The sequence below is a fragment of the Streptomyces sp. NPDC031670 genome (assembly GCF_055580545.1).
Genome location: NZ_JBVILC010000006.1, coordinates 301,979 through 320,123, shown reverse-complemented (window position 1 = coordinate 320,123; position 18,145 = coordinate 301,979). Strand labels below are relative to the sequence as shown.

The 18,145-nt window shown below is 71.8% G+C and carries 16 protein-coding genes; all 16 read left to right on the top strand.

Annotation, left to right across the window (positions count from 1 at the left end):
* Positions 1 to 177: 177 nt before the first annotated feature.
* The 16 genes from rsmH (at position 178) to ACZ5ID_RS14685 (ending at position 18,092) form a co-directional block, all read left to right on the top strand.
* On the top strand, positions 178 to 1,182 hold the full coding sequence (gene rsmH / locus ACZ5ID_RS14760; protein WP_468897380.1) for a 16S rRNA (cytosine(1402)-N(4))-methyltransferase RsmH: 1,005 nt from the start codon (positions 178 to 180) through the stop codon (positions 1,180 to 1,182).
* Entirely contained in the window at positions 1,179 to 1,784 is a 606-nt protein-coding gene (gene ftsL, locus ACZ5ID_RS14755; protein ID WP_468897378.1) for a cell division protein FtsL, read from the top strand. The genes rsmH and ftsL overlap by 4 nt, the downstream gene beginning before the upstream one ends.
* A 4-nt stretch (positions 1,785 to 1,788) precedes the next feature.
* On the top strand, positions 1,789 to 3,720 hold the full coding sequence (locus ACZ5ID_RS14750) for a peptidoglycan D,D-transpeptidase FtsI family protein (protein ID WP_468897376.1): 1,932 nt from the start codon (positions 1,789 to 1,791) through the stop codon (positions 3,718 to 3,720).
* Positions 3,721 to 3,733: 13 nt separating this feature from the next.
* Entirely contained in the window at positions 3,734 to 5,419 is a 1,686-nt protein-coding gene (locus ACZ5ID_RS14745) for a UDP-N-acetylmuramoyl-L-alanyl-D-glutamate--2,6-diaminopimelate ligase (protein WP_468897375.1), read from the top strand.
* Positions 5,416 to 6,837, top strand: a complete 1,422-nt coding sequence (locus tag ACZ5ID_RS14740) for a UDP-N-acetylmuramoyl-tripeptide--D-alanyl-D-alanine ligase (RefSeq protein ID WP_468897373.1) — start codon at positions 5,416 to 5,418, stop codon at positions 6,835 to 6,837. The genes ACZ5ID_RS14745 and ACZ5ID_RS14740 overlap by 4 nt, the downstream gene beginning before the upstream one ends.
* Positions 6,834 to 7,904: a phospho-N-acetylmuramoyl-pentapeptide-transferase gene (gene mraY / locus ACZ5ID_RS14735; protein ID WP_283143831.1), complete on the top strand. Its 1,071-nt coding sequence runs from the start codon at positions 6,834 to 6,836 to the stop codon at positions 7,902 to 7,904. The genes ACZ5ID_RS14740 and mraY overlap by 4 nt, the downstream gene beginning before the upstream one ends.
* Positions 7,886 to 9,334 (top strand): UDP-N-acetylmuramoyl-L-alanine--D-glutamate ligase, encoded by a 1,449-nt coding sequence (gene murD, locus ACZ5ID_RS14730; RefSeq protein ID WP_468897371.1) that lies wholly within the window; start codon positions 7,886 to 7,888, stop codon positions 9,332 to 9,334. Before mraY ends, murD begins: the two co-directional genes overlap by 19 nt.
* Before the next feature lie 60 nt (positions 9,335 to 9,394).
* Entirely contained in the window at positions 9,395 to 10,744 is a 1,350-nt protein-coding gene (ftsW, locus tag ACZ5ID_RS14725; protein WP_468897370.1) for a putative lipid II flippase FtsW, read from the top strand.
* A gap of 6 nt (positions 10,745 to 10,750) precedes the next feature.
* Positions 10,751 to 11,836 carry an undecaprenyldiphospho-muramoylpentapeptide beta-N-acetylglucosaminyltransferase gene (gene murG, locus ACZ5ID_RS14720; RefSeq protein WP_406554170.1) on the top strand — a complete coding sequence of 362 codons (1,086 nt, stop codon included), beginning with the start codon at positions 10,751 to 10,753 and terminating at the stop codon, positions 11,834 to 11,836.
* 24 nt (positions 11,837 to 11,860) lie between these two features.
* Positions 11,861 to 12,667, top strand: a complete 807-nt coding sequence (locus ACZ5ID_RS14715; RefSeq protein WP_468897368.1) for a cell division protein FtsQ/DivIB — start codon at positions 11,861 to 11,863, stop codon at positions 12,665 to 12,667.
* 276 nt (positions 12,668 to 12,943) lie between these two features.
* Entirely contained in the window at positions 12,944 to 14,137 is a 1,194-nt protein-coding gene (gene ftsZ / locus ACZ5ID_RS14710) for a cell division protein FtsZ (protein ID WP_406554168.1), read from the top strand.
* Positions 14,138 to 14,154: 17 nt separating this feature from the next.
* Complete coding sequence (gene pgeF / locus ACZ5ID_RS14705) at positions 14,155 to 14,925, top strand: peptidoglycan editing factor PgeF (RefSeq protein WP_468897367.1); 771 nt, start codon at positions 14,155 to 14,157, stop codon at positions 14,923 to 14,925.
* On the top strand, positions 14,922 to 15,671 hold the full coding sequence (locus ACZ5ID_RS14700) for a YggS family pyridoxal phosphate-dependent enzyme (RefSeq protein ID WP_468897365.1): 750 nt from the start codon (positions 14,922 to 14,924) through the stop codon (positions 15,669 to 15,671). Before pgeF ends, ACZ5ID_RS14700 begins: the two co-directional genes overlap by 4 nt.
* A 142-nt stretch (positions 15,672 to 15,813) precedes the next feature.
* The gene (locus ACZ5ID_RS14695) at positions 15,814 to 16,431 is read left to right on the top strand and encodes a cell division protein SepF (RefSeq protein ID WP_468897364.1); all 618 of its coding nucleotides are present in this window, start codon (positions 15,814 to 15,816) and stop codon (positions 16,429 to 16,431) included.
* Positions 16,432 to 16,501: 70 nt separating this feature from the next.
* The gene (locus ACZ5ID_RS14690) at positions 16,502 to 16,792 is read left to right on the top strand and encodes a YggT family protein (RefSeq protein ID WP_067158122.1); all 291 of its coding nucleotides are present in this window, start codon (positions 16,502 to 16,504) and stop codon (positions 16,790 to 16,792) included.
* A 55-nt stretch (positions 16,793 to 16,847) separates the two neighbouring features.
* A complete protein-coding gene (locus ACZ5ID_RS14685) occupies positions 16,848 to 18,092 on the top strand; it encodes a DivIVA domain-containing protein (RefSeq protein WP_406556722.1) in 1,245 nt (414 codons plus the stop codon).
* Positions 18,093 to 18,145 lie beyond the last annotated feature (53 nt).

The window sequence follows — 18,145 nt, the reverse complement described above, 5'->3', positions numbered from 1 at the left end:
GTATCCGCAGAACAGAGCAGTTGCACAGTTTCCCCCCGCGTGCGCGGCGCGCGTACGGCTCGGCCTCCTCCCGCTCGCCGGTCGGCTGACGCCACTTCCCCGGCGCCGGCAGACCTTCCGAGCGGGTGGGGACCCGGCCGTATGCGCGGGGTGCCCGCCGGACCTGAGAGGGCCAAAGTGACAGGGCGCGAAGCGCTTCCCAGCGAGGGCGACGGCGGGCGACGGGAGGAGCGGATCCGGCACGTCCCGGTGATGCTCCAGCGGTGCCTGGACCTGCTGGCCCCGGCCCTGACGCAGCCCGGGGCGGTCGTCGTCGACTGCACCCTGGGCCTCGGCGGCCACAGCGAGGCCCTGCTCACCCGTTTCCCCGAGGCGCGCCTGATCGCCCTCGACCGGGACAAGGAGGCCCTGCGGCTCTCCGGCGAGCGCCTGGCGCCCTACGGGGAGCGCGCCACCCTGGTCCACGCCGTCTACGACGAGCTCCCCGAGGTCCTGGACCGGCTCGGCGTCCCGCGCGTCCAGGGCGTCCTCTTCGACCTCGGCGTCTCCTCCATGCAGCTCGACGAGGCCGACCGCGGCTTCGCCTACGCGCAGGACGCCCCGCTCGACATGCGCATGGACCAGACCACCGGTATGAGCGCCGCCGAGGTGCTCAACACGTACGCGCCGGGCGAGCTGGTACGCATCCTGCGCCAGTACGGCGAGGAGAAGCAGGCCAAGCGGATCGTCTCGGCGGTCGTCCGCGAGCGCGAGAAGGAGCCGTTCAGCAACAGCGCGCGGCTCGTCGAGCTGATCCGCGACTCGCTGCCGCAGGCCGCCAAGCGCACCGGCGGCAACCCCGCCAAGCGCACCTTCCAGGCGCTGCGCATCGAGGTCAACGGCGAGCTCTCGGTCCTGGAGCGGGCCATTCCGGCGGCTGTGGCGGCCCTGGACGTGGGCGGCCGGATCGCGGTCCTGTCGTACCACTCGCTGGAGGACCGCCTGGTCAAGCAGGTCTTCGCGGCCGGCGCCGCCAACACCGCCCCGCCGGGGCTGCCGGTGGTGCCCGAGCAGTACCAGCCGCGTCTGAAGCTCCTGACCCGCGGCGCCGAACTGCCCACGGAGGAGGAGATCGCCGAGAACCGGCGGGCGGCCCCCGCGAGGTTCCGCGGGGCCCAGCGCATCCGGGAGGACCTGCGGTGAGCGGACCGGCCAGGCAGCTGCGGGGGCGGGCCGCCCGGCTCGGCAGGCTGCTGCCCCCCGCGGGCACGGGCAGCGCCGCCCGCACCCCCTTCGTCCTGCTGGTCGTCGTGCTCCTCGGCGGCGGTCTGATCAGCCTGCTGCTGCTGAACTCGGCGCTGAACGAGGGCTCGTTCAAACTGAGCGAGCTGCGCCGCCAGACCACCGAGCTCACCGACGAGCAGCAGGCCCTCCAGCACGACGTGGACGGCCTCTCCGCCCCCGACGCGCTCTCCCGGCGGGCCACCGAACTCGGCATGGTCCCCGGCGGCAGCCCCCTCTTCCTCAACCCGGACGGCACGGTCAGGGGCGTGCCCGGCGCGGGCGCCGTCCAGCCCGCCCCGGCCCCCAGCCCCGAGCTGGTCCAGGGCGCGGCCGTGACCGCCCCCGCCCCGTCCCCCGAGACCCCGGCCGCCTCGCCCGCGCCCACCGCGCAGCCGACCGGCACCCCCGCGCCGGCCCCCGTGCCCGCGCAGACCCCCTCCGGTACGCCCCCGCGCGCCTCCACCCCCGCCGCACCCCAGGCGCCCGCCCCCGCGAAGACCTCCCCGACCCCCGGCAGGTGACGCAGTGAGCCCCCAGGAACCGCCGCGCCGCCGGGTGCCACAACCCGCGCGACCGCGCCCCCAGGTCCGCCCGGCGCAGCGGCGCCCCAAGCCCCCCGCCCGGATAAGGCTCGGCAGTCCGCGGCCCCGGCTGCGTCTGGTCAGCCTCGGGCTCACCCTGGTCATGATCGCGTTCGTGGTGCGGCTGCTCCAGGTGCAGGCGGTCGACGCCAGCGCGTACTCCGCCAAGGCGGAGAAGAACCGGTACGCGAGCTACGCGCTGCCCGCCGAGCGCGGCGAGATCACCGACCGCGACGGCGTCGCCCTGGCCACCAGCGTCGACGCGTACGACATCACCGCCGACCCGTCGATGTTCACCCCGGCGGCCAGCAAGGCCCCCGACGCCCCCCAGCAGGCGGCGGCCCTGCTCTCGCCGCTGATCGGCAAGGACCAGGAGGAGATCGCCAAGAAGCTGCGGACCCCCAGGAGCCGGTACGTGGTCCTCGCCCGCCGCCAGACCCCGCAGGTGTGGAACCAGATCAAGGACCTGAAGAAGGTCTTCGCCGAGAAGGCCCGCGCCGGCCTGGCCAAGGGCGGCACCGGCGCCAACGTGCTGGGCGGCGTCTTCAACGAGTCGAGCAGCAAGCGGGTGTACCCCAACGGCGACCTCGCCGCCGGAATACTGGGTTACGTCAACGCCGAGGGCCGCGGCGGCGGGGGACTGGAGTCCCAGCTCGACAAGGTCCTGGCCGGCCAGGACGGCAAGATCACCTACGCCCAGTCCGGCGGGCGCCGGGTGCCCACCGCGGGCACCCGCGAGACCCCGGCCGTCCCCGGCTCGGCGGTCGAGCTGACCGTGGACCGGGACATCCAGTGGATGGCCCAGAAGGCCATCACCGACCAGGTCCGCAAGTCCCAGGCCGACCGGGGCTATGTGGTGGTCCAGCGCACCGACACCGGCGAGGTCCTGGCCATGGCCAACGCGCCCGGCTTCGACCCCAACGACCTCTCCCACGCCAACGGGGCGGCGCTGGGCAACGCGGCCGTCCAGGACGTCTACGAGCCGGGCTCCACCGCCAAGGTCATGTCCATGGCCGCGGTCCTGGAGGAGAACGCGGCGACCCCGCTGACCCACGTCACCGTCCCCAACCGGCTGCACCGCGGCGACCGGCTCTTCAAGGACGACATCGACCACCCGACCTGGAACCTGACGCTCAACGGCGTCCTCGCCAAGTCCAGCAACATCGGCACGATCCTCGCCGTGGAGCAGCTCGGCAAGACCGACGCCGAGGCCGACCGGGTCCTCTACTCGTATCTGCGCAAGTTCGGCCTCGGCTCGCCCACCGGCCTCGGCTACCCGGGCGAGACCCCCGGCATCCTCGCGCCGCCGCAGAAGTGGTCCACCTCCCAGCAGTACACGGTCCGCTTCGGCCAGGGCCTCTCGCTCAGCGCCATGCAGGCCGCCTCGGTGTACTCGACGATCGCCAACGGCGGGGTGCGCGTGGAACCGACGCTGGTACGGGGCACCAGGGGCCCCGACGGCCGCTTCACCCCCGCCCCGGCGCCCAAGCAGTCCCGGGTGGTCAGCGAGAAGACCGCCAGGAGCGTGGCGCAGATGCTGGAGTCGGTCGTCGGCGACGAGGAGGGAACCGGAACCAAGGCCCGTATCCCCGGCTACCGGGTCGCGGGCAAGACCGGCACCGCCAACCGGGTCGACCCCAAGACCGGCCGCTACCACGGCTACACGGCGTCCTTCGCCGGTTTCGCCCCCGCCGACAAGCCCGCGATCACCGTCTACTGCGCCATCCAGAACCCCACCAGGGGCAGCTACTTCGGCGGCCAGATCTGCGGCCCGATCTACAAGCAGGTGATGGAGTTCGCGCTCAAGACGCTGCAGATCCCGCCGACCGGCGCCCAGCCGCCCAAACTGCCCGTCTCCTTCGGCGGCACCGACTGAATCCGGAACCATCGTGACAACCATCACCCCCGGCCCCGGGAACCAGGACCGCGAGCACCACGCCCCGCCCCCCTCTTTTGGCGACCCGGCGGGTGCGCCCGGTACGCTCACCGCCGTGCCACACGCTGATCAGTACCGAACCACCCCGCAGGACGCTCCCGCGCACCAGCCGGGAGCGCCCCGTCCGGACCGGGGCCACCCGACGACCCTGAGCGAGCTGGCCGAGCGGCTGGGAGCCGAGAGCCCGGGGGCGGGAGAGGTCACCGGGATCACCCACGACTCCCGCGCGGTGCGCCCCGGCGACCTCTACGCGGCCCTGCCCGGCGCCCGCTTCCACGGCGCCGACTTCGCGGCCCAGGCCGCGGGTCTGGGCGCCGCCGCCGTCCTCACCGACCCGGCGGGCGCCGAACGCGCCGCCGCGACCGGCCTGCCGGTCCTGGTCACCGAGGACCCGCGCGGCGTGATGGGCGGCCTGGCCGCCGAGATCTACGGCCACCCCGGCCGGGACCTGCTCCAACTGGGCATCACCGGCACCTCGGGGAAGACCACCACCGCGTACCTCGTCGAGGGCGGGCTGCGCGGGGCCGGGCACCGCACCGGTCTGATCGGCACGGTCGAGACGCGCATCGGCGACGAGCGCATCAAGTCCGAGCGGACCACCCCCGAAGCCACCGACCTCCAGGCCCTGTTCGCGGTGATGCGCGAGCGCGGGGTCGAGTCGGTCGCCATGGAGGTCTCCAGCCACGCCCTGGTGCTGGGCCGGGTCGACGGCTGCGTCTTCGACGTCGCCGTCTTCAACAACCTCAGCCCGGAGCACATGGAGTTCCACTCCGACATGGAGGACTACTTCCGGGCGAAGGCGCAGCTGTTCACGCGGCGGCGCGCCCGGGTCGGGGTGGTGAACCTCGACGACGAGTACGGCCGCAGGCTGGTGACCGAGTCCGAGATCCCGGTCACCACCTTCTCGGCCGAGGGCCACCCGGACGCCGACTGGCGCGCCGAGGACGTGGACGTGAACCAGGACAGCTCCACCTTCACGGTCGTCGGCCCCAAGGACGAGCGGATCTCCGCCACCGCCCCGCTGCCCGGCCCCTTCAACGTGGCCAACACCCTCGCCGCGATCGTCACGCTGGCCGTCGCGGGCGTGGATCCGCAGACCGCCGCCGACGGCGTGGCCGCCGTGCCCGGTGTGCCGGGCCGGCTGGAACGGGTGGACGCGGGCCAGCCGTTCCTGGCGGTGGTGGACTACGCGCACAAGACGGACGCCGTCGAATCGGTTCTGCGCTCGCTGCGCAAGGTCACCCGCGGCAAGGTGCACATCGTGCTCGGCTGCGGCGGGGACCGCGACCGGTCCAAGCGCGGGCCGATGGGCGCCGCCGCCGCCCGGCTCGCCGACACCGCCGTACTGACCTCGGACAACCCCCGCTCCGAGGACCCGCTCGGCATCCTCGCGGCGATGCTCGCGGGCGCCGCCGAGGTGCCCGCGCACGAGCGCGGCGACGTCCTGGTCGACGCCGACCGGGCCGCCGCCATCGCCGCGGCCGTGGCCCGCGCCGAGCCGGGCGACACCGTCCTGGTCGCGGGCAAGGGCCATGAACAGGGCCAGGACACCCACGGGGTGATCCGCCCCTTCGACGACCGTCTGGTCCTGCGGGCCGCGATCGAACACCGCCAAGAACAGTCAGGGATGAAGCAGTGATCGCCCTCTCCCTCGCCGAGATCGCCGAAATCGTCGGCGGGCAGTCGCACGACATACCGGATCCGTCCGTCCAGGTCACCGGATCCGTGGTCATCGACTCCCGCGCCGTGGCGCCCGGTTCCCTCTTCGCCGCCTTCGCGGGCGAGCGCGCCGACGGCCACGACTACGCGCGCGTGGCGTACGAGGCGGGCGCGGTGGCCGTACTGGCCACCCGGCCCGTCGGCGTGCCCGCGATCGTCGTCGACGACGTCCAGGGCGCCCTCGGCGCGCTGGCCCGCGAGGTCGTGACCCGGCTGGGCACCGACGTGGTGGCGCTCACCGGCTCCTCCGGCAAGACCTCCACCAAGGACCTGATCGCGCAGGTGCTCCAGCGGCACGCGCCCACGGTCTACACGCCGGGCTCGCTCAACAACGAGATCGGTCTGCCGCTGACCGCGCTCACCGCGACCGCCGAGACCCGCCACCTGGTCCTGGAGATGGGCGCGCGCGGGATCGGCCACATCCGCTATCTGACCGGTCTGACCCCGCCGCGGATCGGACTCGTCCTCAACGTCGGCTCCGCGCACATCGGCGAGTTCGGCGGCCGGGAGCAGATCGCCCAGGCCAAGGGCGAACTGGTGGAGGGGCTGCCGGAGGACGGCTGCGCCGTGCTGAACGCCGACGACCCGCTGGTGCGGGCCATGGCGTCGCGCACCAGGGCGCGGGTCCTGCTGTTCGGCGAGGCCGAGGACGCGGACGTACGTGCCGAGAATGTCCGGCTCACAGCAGCCGGACAGCCTTCCTTCAGGCTTCACACACCCTCCGGGTGCAGCGACGTGACCTTGCGCCTGTACGGTGAGCACCACGTGTCGAACGCGCTCGCCGCGACCGCCGTCGCCCATGAGCTGGGCATGTCCGCAGACGAGATCGCCCGCGCGCTCTCCGAGGCGGGCACCCTCTCCCGCTGGCGTATGGAGGTCACCGAGCGTCCGGACGGTGTGACAGTCGTCAACGACGCCTACAACGCGAACCCCGAGTCCATGCGAGCCGCCCTGCGCGCGCTCGCAGCCATGGGCGAGGCCGCCCGGGCCAGGGGGGGACGTACGTGGGCGGTGCTCGGTCCGATGGCCGAGCTCGGCGACGAATCGCTCGCCGAGCACGACGCGGTCGGACGGCTCGCCGTCCGGCTCAACGTCAGCAAGCTCGTGGCAGTCGGGGACCGGGAAGCGTCCTGGCTGCAACTGGGCGCATATAACGAGGGTTCGTGGGGTGAGGAGTCGGTGCACGTGTCCGACGCACAGGCGGCCGTCGACCTGCTGCGCAGTGAACTGCGCCCGGGCGACGTCGTGCTGGTGAAGGCATCGCGGTCGGTCGGCCTGGAACGGGTGGCACTCGCGCTGCTCGACGGTGGCGTCGAGGGCGAGGTCGCCGCCCGATGAGGCAGATCCTCTTCGCGGGAGCCATCGGTCTGTTCCTGACGCTGGTCGGCACCCCGTTGCTCATCAAGCTGCTCGCCCGCAAGGGCTACGGCCAGTTCATCCGCGACGACGGCCCGCGCGGCCACGCCGGCAAGAAGGGCACGCCCACCATGGGCGGCATCGCCTTCATCCTGGCGACGCTCATCGCGTACGCCGCGACGAAGGTGATCACCAGCGAGGACCCGACCTTCTCGGGTCTGCTGGTGCTCTTCCTGACCGCCGGCATGGGCCTGGTCGGCTTCCTGGACGACTACATCAAGATCGTCAAGCAGCGTTCGCTGGGTCTGCGGGCCAAGGCGAAGATGGCCGGCCAGCTGATCGTCGGTATCGCCTTCGCCGTGCTGTCCCTCCAGTTCGAGGACAAGCGGCACCAGACCCCGGCCTCCACCAAGCTCTCCTTCATCACGGACTTCGGCTGGTCCATCGGACCCGTGCTCTTCGTGATCTGGGCGCTGTTCATGATTCTCGCCATGTCCAACGGCGTGAACCTGACGGACGGTCTGGACGGCCTGGCCACCGGCGCGTCGGTGATGGTATTCGGCGCGTACACCTTCATCGGGCTGTGGCAGTTCCAGGAGTCCTGCGCCAACGCGCAGACCCTGACCAACCCCAACGCCTGTTTCGAGGTGCGCGATCCGCTGGACCTCGCGGTGGTCGCCTCGGCCCTGATGGGCTCCTGCTTCGGCTTCCTGTGGTGGAACACCTCGCCCGCCAAGATCTTCATGGGCGACACCGGTTCGCTCGCGCTCGGCGGCGCGCTCGCCGGTCTCGCGATCTGCTCGCGCACCGAGTTCCTGATCGCCCTGCTCGGCGGCCTCTTCGTGATGATCACCATGTCGGTGGTCATCCAGGTCGGCTCGTTCAAGATGACCGGGAAGCGCGTCTTCCGGATGGCCCCGCTCCAGCACCACTTCGAACTCAAGGGGTGGTCCGAAGTCCTTGTGGTGGTGCGGTTCTGGATCATCCAGGGCATGTGCGTCATCGTGGGTCTGGGTCTCTTCTACGCGGGATGGGCAGCCGACAAGTGAGTCAGAGCTGGCAGGGCATGCGGATCACCGTCGCCGGCCTCGGGGTGAGCGGCGTCAGCGCCGCCCGCGCCCTGGCCGGTCTCGGCGCCGTGGTGACGGTCGTGGACGGCGGCGACTCCGCGAGCCACCGGGAGCGCGCGGCCGGGCTGGCGGAGGAAGGTATCTCCGTACGCCTGGGAGACGCGGCCACCCTCCCCGAGGGGACCGGTCTCGTCGTCACCTCGCCCGGCTGGAAGCCCGACTCCCCGCTGTTCGCCGCCGCCGCCGAGGCGGGCGTGGACGTGGTCGGGGACGTGGAGATCGCCTGGCGGCTGCGGGACCTGGACGGCCGCAAGCCGGCCCCCTGGCTGGCGGTCACCGGCACCAACGGCAAGACCACCACCACGCAGATGCTGGCCTCCATCCTGCGCGCGGCGGGCCTGCGCACCGCCGCCGTCGGCAACATCGGCACGCCGATCATCGACGTGGTGCTCGGCGCGGAGCCCTACGGGGATCTCGACGTGCTCGCGGTGGAGCTCTCCAGCTACCAGCTGCACTGGGCGCCCTCGCTGCGCGTCCACTCGGCCGCCGTGCTCAACCTGGCGCCCGACCACCTCGACTGGCACGGCTCCATGGAGGCGTACGCCGCCGACAAGGGCCGGATCTACGAGGGCAACACCGTCGCCTGCGTCTACAACGCGGCGGACCCCGCCACCGAGGACCTGGTGCGCGCGGCGGACGTCGAGGAGGGCTGCCGGGCGATCGGCTTCACCCTGGGCACCCCCGGCCCCTCCCAGCTCGGCGTCGTGGAGGGCATCCTCGTCGACCGCGCCTTCGTCGCCGACCGGCAGAAGAACGCCCAGGAGCTGGCCGAGGTGGGGGACGTCACCCCGGCGGCCCCCCACAACATCGCCAACGCCCTCGCGGCGGCGGCCCTGGCCCGTGCCTTCGGCGTCGAGCCCAGGGCCGTACGGGACGGACTGCGGGCGTTCACGCCCGACGCCCACCGGATCGCGCACGTGGCGGACGTGGACTCGGTCGCCTACGTCGACGACTCCAAGGCGACCAACACCCACGCCGCCGAGGCCTCCCTCGCCTCCTACGACTCGATCGTCTGGATCGCCGGGGGCCTCGCCAAGGGCGCCTCCTTCGACGAGCTGGTACGCGCGTCGGCCGAGCGGCTGCGCGGGGTCGTCCTGATCGGCGCCGAGCGCCACCTGATCGCCGAAGCGCTGGCGCGACACGCCCCCGAGGTACCGGTGGTCGACCTCGACCGGACCGACACTGGGGCGATGTCCGCGGCGGTCCGCGAGGCGGCCGGGCTCGCGAAGCCCGGGGACACGGTCCTGCTGGCCCCGGCCTGCGCCTCGATGGACATGTTCACCAACTACAACAAGCGCGGCGAGGCCTTCGCGGAAGCGGTCCGCGAACTCGCCGCCGAGCGCGCCTAGCCGGCGGGAACCCGTCCCGCGGACCGGCGGCGCCGGGCACGACTGGAGGGGACAGCACACATGCCGGCCGAAGCGACCCCGCCCGGGCTCGTCCTGCGCAGCCGTGCCGCGGCCTCGCCGCGCCGCCCCGCGGTCCGGCGTGGCGGCGGCAGCGGCACCCCGCCACGGCCCCGCGGCGGCGGCCCCAGGCGGCTCCTGGAGCGGGCCCGGCGGGGCTGGGACCGCCCGCTGACCGCGTACTACCTGATCCTCGGCAGCGCGCTGCTGATCACCGTGCTCGGTCTGGTGATGGTCTACTCGGCCTCGATGATCAAGGCCCTGGAGCTGTCGCTGCCGGCCTCGTACTTCTTCCGCAAGCAGTTCCTCGCCGCCCTGATCGGCGGGGCGCTGATGTTCTCGGCCGCCCGGATGCCCGCCAAGCTGCACCGGGCGCTGTCGTACCCGCTGCTGGTGGTGACCGTCTTCCTGATGGTCCTGGTGCAGATCCCCGGGATAGGGATGTCGGTCAACGGCAACCAGAACTGGATCTACCTGGGCGGCCCGTTCCAGCTCCAGCCCAGCGAGTTCGGCAAGCTGGCGCTGATCCTGTGGGGCGCGGACCTGCTCGCCCGCAAGCAGGACAAGCGGTTGCTCACCCAGTGGAAGCACATGCTGGTGCCGCTGGTCCCGGTGGCGTTCCTGCTGCTCGGGCTGATCATGCTCGGCGGCGACATGGGCACCGCGATCATCCTCTGCGCGATCCTCTTCGGACTGCTGTGGCTCGCCGGGGCGCCCACCCGGCTCTTCGGCGGCGTCCTCGCGGTGGCCACGACCATCGCCGTGGTCCTCATCAGGACCAGCCCCAACCGGATGGGCCGGCTCGCCTGCATCGGGGCCACCGACCCCGGTCCGCAGGACCAGTGCTGGCAGGCCGTGCACGGGATCTATGCGCTCGCCTCGGGCGGATGGTTCGGTTCCGGCCTGGGTGCGAGTGTGGAGAAATGGGGCCAACTCCCCGAACCCCACACGGACTTCATCTTCGCCATCACCGGTGAGGAACTGGGCCTGGCGGGCACACTGTCGGTGCTCGCCCTGTTCGCGGCTCTAGGCTATGCGGGTATCCGCGTGGCCGGACGCACGGAGGACCCCTTCGTGAGGTACGCCGCGGGAGGTGTGACCACCTGGATCGTGGCCCAGGCCGTGATCAACATCGGTGCGGTGCTCGGCCTGCTGCCGATCGCCGGGGTCCCGCTCCCGCTGTTCTCCTACGGTGGGTCCGCCCTGCTGCCGACCATGTTCGCCGTGGGGCTGCTGATCGCGTTCGCGCGGGACGACCCCGCGGCGCGGGCGGCGCTGGCCATGCGGCAGCCTCGGGTGAGTTGGAAGTCGATGAGACGGCGCGTCAAGAAGCGTCCGTCCGGAGAGCGGTGAATTTCGGTGCATGTCGTACTCGCCGGTGGGGGGACCGCCGGCCACATCGAGCCCGCGCTCGCCCTCGCGGACGCCCTGCGCAGGCAGGACCCGACCGTGGGGATCACGGCCCTCGGTACGGAGAAGGGCCTGGAGACGCGGCTGGTCCCCGAGCGGGGCTATGAACTCGCGCTCATCCCGGCCGTCCCGCTGCCCCGCAGGCCCACCCCCGAACTGATCACGGTCCCGGGGCGGCTGCGCGGCACGATCAAGGCCGCCGAGCAGATCCTGGAGCGCACCAAGGCCGACTGCGTCGTCGGCTTCGGCGGCTATGTGGCGCTGCCCGGCTATCTCGCGGCCAAGCGCCTCGGGGTGCCGATCGTCGTCCACGAGGCCAACGCCCGCCCCGGTCTGGCCAACAAGATCGGCTCGCGGTACGCGGCCGGCGTCGCCGTCGCCACGCCCGACAGCAAGCTGCGCGGCGCCCGCTACATCGGCATCCCGCTGCGGCACTCCATCGCCACCCTCGACCGCGCCCGGGTCCGCCCCGAGGCGCGCGCCGCGTTCGGCCTGGACCCCAACCTGCCGACTCTGCTCGTCTCCGGCGGCTCGCAGGGCGCCCGCCGCCTCAACGAGGTGATCCAGCAGGTCGCTCCGGTCCTCCAGCGCTCCGGCATCCAGATCCTGCACGCGGTCGGCCCGAAGAACGAACTGCCGCGCGTCGACAACATGCCCGGAATGCCGCCGTACATCCCGGTACCGTACGTGGACCGGATGGACCTCGCGTACGCCGCGGCCGACATGATGCTCTGCCGCGCGGGCGCGATGACCGTCGCCGAACTCTCCGCCGTCGGGCTGCCCGCCGCCTACGTCCCGCTGCCGATCGGCAACGGCGAACAGCGGCTCAACGCCCAGCCGGTGGTGAAGGCGGGCGGCGGTCTGCTGGTCGACGACGCCGAGCTCACCCCCGGGTGGGTGCAGGACCAGGTCCTGCCCGTGCTCGCCGACCCGCACCGGCTGTACGAGATGTCCCGGGCCGCCTCCGAGTTCGGCCGCCGGGACGCCGACGACCTGCTCGTCGGCATGGTGTACGAGGCGATCGCCGCGCGCTGACGGAGCGGCAGAAGGCAGGGGACCGTGGCCGGACAGGCGACCGCACGACGCGGGGCGGGGCAGGCGGACACGTCCGGCCCGTCCGGCCCCCGGCGTCCCCTGCGGCGGCTGCGACCGCGGCTCCGGCTGCCCGCCCGGCGCCGGCTGGTGCTGATTCTGGCCACGGCGCTCGTCGTCGGCGCGGCCCTCGTCTGGGTGCTGTACGGCTCCACCTGGCTGCGGGTCGAACAGGTGGAAACCAGCGGCACGGAGGTGCTCACCCCCGCCGAAGTCGAGGCGGCGGCGGCCGTTCCGGTGGGGTCGCCGCTGGTCTCGGTCGACACGGAGGCGATCGAGGCGCGGCTGCTGCGCAAGCTGCCGCGGCTGGACTCGGTGGACGTCGGCCGCTCCTGGCCGCACGGAATCACCCTCGACGTCACCGAGCGCAAGCCCGTTCTGCTGATGAAGAAGGGCGCGAAGTTCACCGAAGTGGACGCCAAGGGTGTGCGGTTCGCCACGGTCGCCAAGGCGCCCGCACACGTACCCCTGCTCGATCTGAATCCGGACAACTCGACCTCCCTGCGCCGCTTTCCGGCCGACGTGCTGGTGCGTGCGGCGGTACGGGTGACGGGCGAACTCCCGCCCGCCGTCGCCAAGGAGACCCGCCTCGTGCGGGTCACCTCCTACGACGCGGTCTCCCTGGAGTTGGACCGCGGGCGTAACGTCCTGTGGGGCAGTGAGGAGGAGGGGGAGCTCAAGGCCCGTACGCTGGTCGCCCTCATGAAAGCGGCCCCCAGGGCCCGGTACTTCGATGTGAGCGCCCCCACCGCCCCAGCGGTATCGGGGAGTTGACGCACATATGCGCTGGCCAGCACCCTGGTTGGTCATCGCTACGGGTGATCACATAGGGTGAAAAGAAAAACGGGAGGTTCGGCGTGTTCGTTGAACGTGCGCCACTTGTCGACTTAGTGTCCTGTTCGGAAGAGTCCAGTGAACAGACACATTGGTAACCCTAAACTTCAACGTTAGGGTTCGGGTCGGCGTTCGGACCGTCCCACATCGGCATTCGTCGTCGCCGTGCGACACCCGCACGTGACGACCCGTAACTCGAGGCGAGAGGCCTTCGACGTGGCAGCACCGCAGAACTACCTCGCAGTCATCAAGGTCATCGGTGTCGGCGGCGGTGGTGTCAATGCCATCAACCGAATGATCGAGGTCGGTCTCAAGGGCGTCGAGTTCATCGCGATCAACACCGACGCACAAGCTCTGTTGATGAGCGACGCCGACGTCAAGCTCGACGTCGGCCGTGAACTGACCCGCGGCCTCGGGGCCGGAGCCAACCCGGCAGTCGGGCGCAAGGCGGCAGAGGACCACCGCGAGGAGATCGAGGAGGTCCTCAAGGGGGCCGACATGGTCTTCGTCACCGCGGGCGAGGGCGGCGGCACCGGCACCGGCGGCGCGCCCGTCGTGGCCAACATCGCGCGCTCGCTCGGCGCCCTCACCATCGGTGTGGTCACCCGGCCGTTCACCTTCGAGGGGCGCCGCCGCGCCAACCAGGCGGAGGACGGCATCGCCGAGCTCCGCGAAGAGGTCGACACCCTCATCGTCATCCCCAACGACCGGCTGCTGTCCATCTCGGACCGCCAGGTCAGCGTGCTCGACGCGTTCAAGTCGGCCGACCAGGTGCTGCTCTCCGGTGTCCAGGGCATCACCGACCTGATCACCACCCCGGGTCTGATCAACCTTGACTTCGCCGACGTCAAGTCGGTCATGTCCGAGGCCGGTTCCGCGCTCATGGGCATCGGCTCGGCGCGCGGCGACGACCGCGCGGTGGCCGCCGCGGAGATGGCGATCTCCTCGCCGCTCCTGGAGGCGTCGATCGACGGCGCCCGCGGTGTGCTGCTCTCCATCTCCGGCGGTTCGGACCTCGGTCTCTTCGAGATCAACGAGGCCGCGCAGCTGGTCAGCGAGGCCGCCCACCCCGAGGCCAACATCATCTTCGGCGCGGTCATCGACGACGCGCTGGGCGACGAGGTACGGGTCACGGTCATCGCGGCCGGGTTCGACGGCGGTCAGCCGCCCGCCCGCCGCGACACCGTGCTCGGCTCCACCACCGCCAAGCGCGAGGAGCCCGCGCCGGTCCGCGCGGCCGAGCGTCCGCTGGGCGGGCTCGGCACCGTGAGCCCGCGCGAGGACCCGCCGGCCCCGGCCCCGGTCGAGACGGCCCCGGCCGGCGAGTCCAGCCCGGCGCAGGTGCCGACGGCCCGCCCGTACCAGGACAGCCAGGCCGAAGAGCTGGACGTCCCGGACTTCTTGAAGTGATAGGGCGGCACTCCCTCGTGAGCGGCGCGCACTTCGCCTTCACCGACCGGTGGGGCGGGGTGAGCGCCGCTCCGTACGAGGAGCTCAACCTCGGCGGCGCGGTCGGCGACGACCCCGACGTGGTCCGGACCAATCGCGGACTCAGTGCGAAGGCGCTGGGGATCGACGCGGACCGGGTGGTCTGGATGCGCCAGGTGCACGGGCGGGACGTGGCCGTGGTGGACGGGCCCTGGGGCGCGGACACGGCCGAGAAGCGCAGTCCGGCGGTGGACGCGGTGGTGACGGCCCGTCGGGGGCTCGCCCTCGCGGTCCTGACCGCCGACTGCACACCTGTTCTCCTCGCCGACCCGGTCGCCGGGGTGGTGGCCGCGGCGCACGCGGGGCGGCCCGGGATGGTCGCGGGCGTGGTGCCCGCGGCGGTCGGGGCGATGGTCTCGCTCGGGGCCGAGCCCTCCCGGATCACCGCGCGGACCGGGCCCGCCGTCTGCGGCAGGTGCTACGAGGTGCCGGCCGAGATGCGGGACGAGGTCGCCGCGGCCGAGCCCGCCGCCTGGTCCGAGACCAGCTGGGGGACCCCCGCGGTGGACGTCACCGCCGGGGTGCACGCGCAGCTCGCGGCGCTCGGGGTGACGGACCGGCAGGCGTCCGGGGTGTGCACACTCGAATCGAAGGACCACTTCTCGTACCGCCGCGACCGCACCACCGGCCGGCTCGCCGGATACGTCTGGCTCGACGCGGCGCGGGCCGTGGGGGACGAAGCGGCCGAGGGGGAGGGAAGCGGGGCATGACGGACCTGACTGATCCGGCGGACCCGGCGGGTCGCAAGGCGGAGCTCGCCGCGAACCTGGCGCGGGTGGAGGAACGTATCTCCGCAGCCTGTTCGGCGGCCGGGCGCAAGCGGGAGGACGTGACCCTCATCGTGGTCACCAAGACCTACCCCGCGAGCGACGTCCGGCTCCTCCATGAGCTGGGGGTGCGTCAGGTCGCCGAGAACCGGGACCAGGACGCGGCGCCCAAGGCGGCCGAGTGCGCGGACCTGACCGGTCTGCGCTGGCACTTCGTGGGCCAGCTCCAGACGAACAAGGTCCGTTCCGTGGTGACTTACTCGGATCTGGTGCAGTCCGTCGACCGGGACCGGCTGGTCACCGCCCTGTCCGCCGCCGCCGTGAAGGCGGAGCGGGAGGTGGGGTGCCTCATCCAGGTCGCGCTGGACGCGGAGTCGGGTGCGCGGGGCGACCGGGGCGGCGTCGCCCCGGACGGGATCGAGCAGTTGGCCGGGCTCGTGGCCAACGCTCCCGGTCTGCGGCTGGACGGTCTGATGACCGTGGCCCCGCTGACCGGCGAGTACGCGGGCCGCGAACGTGCCGCGTTCGAGCGGCTGATGGATTTGTCGACTGACCTGCGCCGCGCTCATCCGGCTGCGAACATGGTGTCAGCAGGGATGAGTGGGGATCTGGAAGAGGCTGTCGCGGCCGGAGCGACACATGTACGCGTCGGTACGGCGGTACTCGGAGTCCGACCCCGGCTCGGGTAACGTCGCGAAGCAAGTCGGACCACAGCAGAAAATATGGTCATTCCCACTCTTCGGTGGGCAGACCTAGTGGATCGTGGGCACTTGGTGACACTGCGACAATTGGCGACAAGGGCGATCCACCACAGAGCGGAGGAATCGGAGCATGGCCGGCGCGATGCGCAAGATGGCGGTCTACCTCGGTCTCGTGGAGGACGATGGGTACGACGGCCCGGGGTTCGACCCCGATGACGAGTTCGAACCCGAGCCGGAGCCCGAACGGGACCGTCGGCGGCACCAGCCCCCGCATCAGGTCGAACGGGACGAACCGGTACGAGTCGCACAGCCGCCGGCCCCCCGCGAACCGGTCTCCCACGCAGCCGTGATGCCCGCGGAATCGGGGCGTCCGGCGCGAATCGCCCCCGTGGCATCCATCACACCTGAACGCCCGAGCCTGGAGAAGAACGCACCGGTGATCATGCCCAAGGTCGTGTCCGAGCGGGAGCCGTACCGCATCACCACGCTGCACCCGCGGACGTACAACGAGGCCCGTACCATCGGGGAACACTTCCGCGAGGGCACGCCTGTGATCATGAACCTCACCGAGATGGACGACACCGATGCGAAGCGACTTGTCGACTTTGCCGCCGGTCTTGTGTTTGGTTTGCACGGCAGCATTGAACGGGTGACGCAGAAGGTGTTCCTGTTGTCGCCTGCTAACGTCGATGTCACGGCGGAGGACAAGGCCCGTATCGCAGAGGGCGGTTTCTTCAACCAGAGCTGAGACACGACACCGGGAACGATCCGGCCACGAGGCCGGGGGCACAGAGAGCAAGGGGAGAGGGAAGCGCGGGATGGGCGTCGCACTGGATGTGGTCTACATCGCGCTGATGTGCTTCCTCATCGTGCTGATCTTCCGGCTCGTCATGGACTACGTCTTGCAGTTCGCACGTTCATGGGAACCCGGCAAGGCGATGGTGGTCGTTCTTGAGGCCACCTACACTGTCACCGATCCACCGCTCAAGCTTCTGCGGCGGTTCATTCCGCCGCTGCGTCTCGGGGGCGTGGCACTCGACCTGTCCTTCTTCGTTCTGATGATCATCGTGTACATCCTGATCTCCATCGTCACCAGCGTGGGGAGATAGATGTGAGCGACACGGTCCTGCCGACTGCCGACGACTACGTAGAGGTGAAGAAGAGATGCCGCTGACCCCTGAGGACGTGCGGAACAAGCAGTTCACGACCGTCCGGCTCCGAGAAGGCTACGACGAGGACGAGGTCGATGCCTTCCTGGACGAGGTCGAAGCCGAACTGACCCGCCTGCTTCGCGAGAACGAGGACCTGCGCGCCAAGCTGGCCGCCGCGACGCGTGCCGCCGCGCAGAACCAGCAGCAGCAGGGTATGCGCAAGCCGGAGCCGCAGGACCAGCGCGGTCCCGGCGCACCCGTGCCCGCCGCCATATCCGGACCTCCGCAGGTTCAGCAGCAGCAGCAGATGGGCCCGCCGCAGCTTCCGAGCGGCGCCCCGCAGCTGCCCGCCGGTCCGGGCGGACACGGCCCGCAGGGCCAGCACGGCCAGGGTCAGCACGGCCAGGGTCAGCACGGTCAGGGCCCCATGGGTCAGGGCCCGATGGGTCAGAACCAGCTCGGCCAGGGCCCCATGGGCCAGGGTCCGATGGGCCAGAACCAGATGGGTCAGAACCAGCTGGGCCAGGGTCCGATGGGTCAGGGCCCCATGGGTCAGGGTCCGATGGGTCAGAACCAGCTCGGCCAGGGCCCCATGGGTCAGCCGATGGGCGGCCCCATGGGCGGCCACGGTCCGCAGATGTCGCAGCCCGGCCAGGGCCCCGGCGGCGACAGCGCCGCGCGTGTCCTGTCGCTGGCCCAGCAGACCGCCGACCAGGCGATCGCCGAGGCCCGTTCCGAGGCCAACAAGATCGTCGGCGAGGCCCGGTCCCGCGCCGAGGGCCTGGAGCGGGACGCCCGCGCCAAGGCGGACGCGCTGGAGCGGGACGCGCAGGAGAAGCACCGCGTCGCGATGGGCTCGCTGGAGTCCGCCCGCGCGACCCTTGAGCGCAAGGTCGAGGACCTGCGTGGCTTCGAGCGCGAGTACCGTACGCGGCTGAAGTCCTACCTGGAGTCGCAGCTGCGCCAGCTGGAGACGCAGGCGGACGACTCGCTCGCCCCGCCGCGCACCCCGGCGACCGCGTCGCTGCCGCCGGCTCCGCAGATGAGCGGGTCGATGGCGTCGGCCGGCGCGGGCTCGATGGGCCACACGATGGGCGGCCAGCCGTCCATGGGTGGCGCGCCCTCGTACGGCGGCCAGCAGCAGATGTCGCCCGCGATGACGCAGCCGATGGCGCCGGTGCGGCCCCAGGGGCCGTCGCCGATGCAGCAGGCTCCCTCTCCGATGCGGGGCTTCCTGATCGACGAGGACGACAACTGACGGGCGGGTCGCGTGTGACACACGCGTAGCCTTCGGCAGGCTGAGGGCCGGGC